Annotated in this window: 5 protein-coding genes; 3 read left to right on the forward strand and 2 right to left on the reverse strand. The window is 66.5% G+C overall.

Features of this window, described 5'->3' with window-relative positions; all coding sequences use genetic code 11:
* Positions 1-358 precede the first annotated feature (358 nt).
* The 3 genes from DK254_RS18980 (at position 359) to rssC (ending at position 2898) form a co-directional block, all read left to right on the forward strand.
* Positions 359-1063, forward strand: coding sequence for a VacJ family lipoprotein (locus tag DK254_RS18980; RefSeq protein ID WP_109935017.1), 705 nt, complete (start codon positions 359-361; stop codon positions 1061-1063).
* A 171-nt stretch (positions 1064-1234) separates the two neighbouring features.
* Complete coding sequence (rssB, locus tag DK254_RS18985) at positions 1235-2419, forward strand: two-component system response regulator RssB (RefSeq protein WP_109935018.1); 1185 nt, start codon at positions 1235-1237, stop codon at positions 2417-2419.
* On the forward strand, positions 2416-2898 hold the full coding sequence (gene rssC, locus DK254_RS18990; protein WP_043266908.1) for an anti-sigma factor antagonist RssC: 483 nt from the start codon (positions 2416-2418) through the stop codon (positions 2896-2898). Before rssB ends, rssC begins: the two co-directional genes overlap by 4 nt.
* A 72-nt stretch (positions 2899-2970) precedes the next feature.
* Here the strand turns inward: rssC and tal are convergent, their stop codons facing one another.
* Complete coding sequence (tal, locus tag DK254_RS18995) at positions 2971-3891, reverse strand: transaldolase (RefSeq protein WP_109935019.1); 921 nt, start codon at positions 3889-3891, stop codon at positions 2971-2973.
* Between the two features lie 62 nt (positions 3892-3953).
* On the reverse strand, positions 3954-4952 hold the full coding sequence (gene dusA / locus DK254_RS19000) for a tRNA dihydrouridine(20/20a) synthase DusA (protein WP_109935020.1): 999 nt from the start codon (positions 4950-4952) through the stop codon (positions 3954-3956).

The raw sequence follows: 4952 nt of genomic DNA on the forward strand, positions 1-4952 counted from the left end.
GAGACATCCGAACACTTGGAGCGGCGCGCTACACCCAAATCCAACGTCTTTTTGGGGTTCCGGCGTTCGCGGGAATGACGATGGGGAGATAGGAGCACAGGACCAAGGTTCGCGAGCAAGAACTAGGCGTCCCCCTCGATCCTACGAAGGACCTTCCAGCGCAGTCGGCAAGCGAATCGCATCGGCACAAAAGCTGGCTCTTGGCTATCGTAAGGGGAGGGCGGCGTTTCCGGCCGTGCTCCGGGGGCGAAGGCGTTAGAAACAATCCGATGTCTGCAAATCGAATCTGGAACTATATACTGCGCAGCGGTTCGAGGCCGCGGCGGCGGCCTCATGAGACTTTCAAAGGAGAAACCCGATGCGCCCACACGGCGTCAAATGGATGCAGCGCACCGCTCGCCTGCTGGCCGGAGCCGGCCTGGTCATGCTTCCCTTCCTGGCCCAGGCCGCGAGCGAAGACGACCCCTGGGAGAGCGTCAACCGCCCGATCTTCGTGTTCAACGACACCCTCGACACCTATGCGCTGAAACCGCTGGCGCAGGGCTACCAGAAGGTGACGCCGAACTTCGTGCAGGACGGCGTCCACAACTTCTTCAGCAACATCGGCGACGTGCGCAACCTGGTCAACGACCTGCTGCAGGGCAAGCTCGAGCACGCCGGGGTCGACACCAGCCGACTGCTGTTCAACACCACCTTCGGCCTGGCCGGCTTCATCGACGTGGCCACCCGCATGGGCCTGCAGCGCAACGACGAGGACTTCGGCCAGACCCTCGGCTACTGGGGCCTGGGCAGCGGCCCGTACGTGATGCTGCCGCTGCTGGGCCCGAGCACCCTGCGCGATGCGCCGTCGAAGATCCCGGACGCCTACACCGGCATGTACCCGTACATTGACGACGTGTCGGTGCGCAACAGCCTCCGCGCCGTGGACGTGGTGGACACCCGCGCCAACCTGCTGAAGTCCGAGAAGCTGATTTCCGGCGACAAGTACACCTTCATCCGCAACGCCTACCTGCAGAACCGCGAGTTCAAGGTCAAGGACGGCCAGGTCGAAGACGACTTCTGACACACTCGCCACCCATCCGCCCCGGGGCTGCTGCAAGCGTGCCGAGCCGCCGTCTTGAACCCTCGGGCGGATGGGAGTAGTGTCTGCGCCTTGTCGCACCCGACCCGCGCCGTTTTCATAGCCATGCGCGCCCACATCCACCACCTCCGGCGCCGTTTGCCTGGATAACCCATGCACAAACCCAGTGCCACGCTGCTGATCATCGACGACGACGAGGCCGTTCGCGAAAGCCTCGCCGCCTACCTGGAAGACAGCGGTTTCAAAGTCCTGCAGGCGACCAACGGCCAGCAGGGCCTGCAGGTCTTCCAGCACGAACTGCCCGACCTGGTCATCTGTGACCTGCGCATGCCGCAGATGGACGGCCTGGAGCTGATCCGCCGGGTCAGCGAGATGGCGGTGGAAACGCCGGTCATCGTGCTCTCCGGGGCCGGGGTGATGAGCGACGTGGTCGAGGCCCTGCGCCTGGGCGCCGCGGACTACCTGATCAAGCCCCTGGAAGACCTGGCGGTGCTGGAGCACTCGGTGCGCCGCGCCCTGGACCGCGCCTACCTGCGTTCGGAGAACCGCCGCTACCGGGAGAAGCTGGAAACCGCCAACCGCGAGCTGCAGGCCAGCCTGAACCTGCTGCAGGAAGACCAGAACGCCGGGCGCCAGGTGCAGATGAACATGCTGCCGGTGACGCCCTGGGAAGCCGAGGGCCTGAAGTTCGCCCACCAGATCATCCCGTCGCTGTACCTGTCCGGCGACTTCGTCGACTACTTCCGCGTCGACGAGCGGCGCATCGGCTTCTACCTCGCCGACGTCTCCGGCCATGGCGCGTCCTCGGCCTTCGTCACGGTGCTGCTGAAGTTCATGACCACCCGCCTGCTCTACGAGTCGCGGCGGGCGGGCACGCTGCCCGAGTTCAAGCCTTCGGAGGTGCTCGGGCACATCAATCGCGGGCTGATCAACACCAAGCTGGGCAAGCACGTGACCATGCTCGGCGGGGTGATCGACCTGGAAACCGATCGCCTGACCTACAGCATCGGCGGCCACCTGCCGCTGCCGGTACTCTATGTCGACGGCGAAGCACGCTACCTCGAGGGCCGCGGCCTGCCCGTGGGCCTGTTCGAGGACGCCACCTACGACGACCGGACCATGGACCTGCCCAGGTCCTTCAGCCTGTCGTTGTTCTCCGACGGCATACTGGACGTGCTGCCCGGGGCTACATTGAAAGAAAAGGAGACGGCCCTGCCCGAGCAGGTCGTCGCTGCCGGCGGGACGCTGGACGGCCTGCGCCAGGTCTTCGGGCTGGCCAAGTTGTCCGAGATGCCGGATGATATCGCCTTGCTGGTGTTGAGCAGGAACCTTGCATGAGTACCGGTAAAATCCAGTTCGCCGAGCAGGATGGCTCATTCGTCCTGAAGTTCGTGGGCGAAGTCCGACTGACCCTGTGTTCGGCGCTGGATGCAACCATTGAAAAAATCTTCGCCGCGTTGAATTTCACGGCGATCATCATCGATCTCACGGAAACCCAGAGCATCGACAGCACCACCTTGGGCCTGCTGGCCAAGCTGTCCATCCTCTCGCGGCAGAAGGTGGGGCTGTTGCCGACCCTGGTGACCACCAACCCGGACATCACCCGGTTGCTGCAGTCCATGGGCTTCGACCAGGTGTTCAACATCGTCGACCGGCCCATCCCCTGCACGGATTGCCTCACCGACCTGCCGCCCCAGGACCAGTCCGAGGAAGTGGTGCGCAGCAAGGTGCTGGAGGCCCACCGCATCCTCATGGGCCTGAACGAGTCCAACCGTGAAGCCTTCCACGACCTGGTGAGTGCCCTCGAGCACCACTGATCCGCGCGAAGCCCGTCGATAGAACGCAAACCGGCGCCCTGGGGCGCCGGTTGGTCTTGCTGCGCGCCGTTTCTAGCGGCCGCCCAGCAGGGCTTCCAGCTTTTCCTGGTCGCGGGCGAACAGGCGGATGCCTTCGGCCAGCTTCTCGGTGGCCATGGCGTCCTCGTTCAGCTGCCAGCGGAAGGCGCTCTCGTCGAGCACCTGGCGCGCCTCGCCCTCGCCGGGCTGCAGCGCGCGGGGCAGCTCGCCCTGGGCGTCGGCCAGCTGCTGCAGCAGTTCCGGGCTGATGGTCAGGCGGTCGCAGCCGGCCAGTTGCTCGATCTGCCCCAGGTTGCGGAAGCTCGCGCCCATCACCACGGTGCGGTAGCCGTTGGCCTTGTAGTAGCGGTAGATGCGCGACACCGACTGCACGCCCGGATCCTCGGCGCCGACGTAGTCGCGGGCGTTGGCCTTCTTGTACCAGTCGTAGATGCGGCCGACGAAGGGCGAGATGAGGAACACCCCGGCGTCGGCGCAGGCGGCGGCCTGGGCGAAGGAGAACAGCAGGGTGAGGTTGGTCTGGATGCCGTCGCGCTCCAGCTGTTCGGCGGCGCGGATGCCTTCCCAGGTGGCGGCGATCTTGATCAGCACGCGGTCCTTGCCGATGCCCTGTTCGTCGTACAGGTCGATCAGCCGGCGGGCGCGGGCCAGGGTGTCCTCGGTGTCGAAGGACAGGCGGGCGTCCACTTCGGTGGAGACGCGCCCGGGAATGACCCCGAGGATGTCCTTGCCCACCGCCACGGCGAAGCGGTCGCAGGCAAGGCCCGCGTCACCGCCGCTGGCCGCGGTGGCGCGGGCCAGGTGCTCGGCGTAGCGGGGCAGGGCGGCGGCCTTGAGCAGCAGGGAAGGGTTGGTGGTGGCATCCACCGGCTTCAGGCGGGCAATGGCGTCGAAATCGCCAGTATCGGCGACGACAGTGGTGTACTGCTTCAGTTGTTCCAGCTTGGAGGTCATGGCAACTCTTCCGGTGGCGATGCCATGACCTTACCCGAGGCCCGGACGGCGCTCAACGGGACCTAGCGGCCATCCAGAAGTTCGATGGCCTGGTCGAGCACCCGAAGCGGATCGGCAGCCTTGTGCACGTCCACCGAAAGCAGCTGGCGGAAGCGCCGCGCGCCGGGGAAGCCCTGGCCGAGGCCGAGCACGTGGCGCGTCACATGGTGCATGGCGCCGCCCTCGGCGATGTGCCGCTCGATGTACGGGCGCATCCGCGACAGCGCCTCGGCGCGGCTGATGGCCGGAGCCGTGGCGCCGTACAGCGCGGCATCCACCTGGGCCAGCAGGTAGGGGTTGTGGTAGGCCTCGCGGCCGAGCATCACGCCGTCGAAGGTGCGCAGGTGCGCCTGGCATTCCTCCAGGGTCTTGATGCCGCCGTTGAGGACGATCTCCAGGTCCGGGAAATCCCGCTTGAGCTGCGCCGCCACCTCGTAGCGCAGCGGCGGGACCTCGCGGTTCTCCTTGGGCGACAGGCCTTCGAGAATGGCGATGCGCGCATGCACGGTGAAGCTGTGGCAGCCGGCCTCGCGCACCTGGCCGACGAAGTCGCACAGCTCGGCGTAGCTGTCGCGGCCGTTGATGCCGATGCGGTGCTTGACCGTGACCGGGATCGAAACGGCCTCGCGCATGGCCCGGACGCACTCGGCAACCAGCGCCGGGTGGGCCATCAGGCAGGCGCCGATCATGTTGTGCTGCACCCGGTCGCTGGGGCAGCCGACGTTCAGGTTCACCTCGTCGTAGCCGGCCGCCTCGGCCAGCCGCGCGGCCGCCGCCAGCTCCGCCGGCACGCTGCCGCCCAGTTGCAGGGCCAGCGGGTGCTCGCATTCGTCGTGGCGCAGGAAGCGCGCGGCATCGCCGTGCAGCAGGGCCCCGGTGGTGACCATTTCGGTATAGAGCAGGGCATGGCTCGACAGCTGGCGCAGGAAGAATCTGCAATGGCGGTCAGTCCAGTCCATCATCGGCGCCACGGAGAAGCGGCGGGAGGGCTCGGGGCGTTGCGGGCGGGCGTCTTGCGGCAT

It is taken from the genome of Pseudomonas sp. RW407, assembly GCF_003176655.1.
Lineage (GTDB): Bacteria > Pseudomonadota > Gammaproteobacteria > Pseudomonadales > Pseudomonadaceae > Pseudomonas > Pseudomonas delhiensis.

Excerpts from the sequence above, each read along its gene's own strand:
- tal (WP_109935019.1), bottom strand. The coding sequence starts at position 3,891 with ATGACCTCCAAGCTGGAACAACTGAAGCAGTACACCACTGTCGTCGCC.
- rssB (WP_109935018.1), top strand. The coding sequence starts at position 1,235 with ATGCACAAACCCAGTGCCACGCTGCTGATCATCGACGACGACGAGGCC.
- dusA (WP_109935020.1), bottom strand. The coding sequence starts at position 4,952 with ATGCCGCAAGACGCCCGCCCGCAACGCCCCGAGCCCTCCCGCCGCTTC.
- DK254_RS18980 (WP_109935017.1), top strand. The coding sequence starts at position 359 with ATGCGCCCACACGGCGTCAAATGGATGCAGCGCACCGCTCGCCTGCTG.
- rssC (WP_043266908.1), top strand. The coding sequence starts at position 2,416 with ATGAGTACCGGTAAAATCCAGTTCGCCGAGCAGGATGGCTCATTCGTC.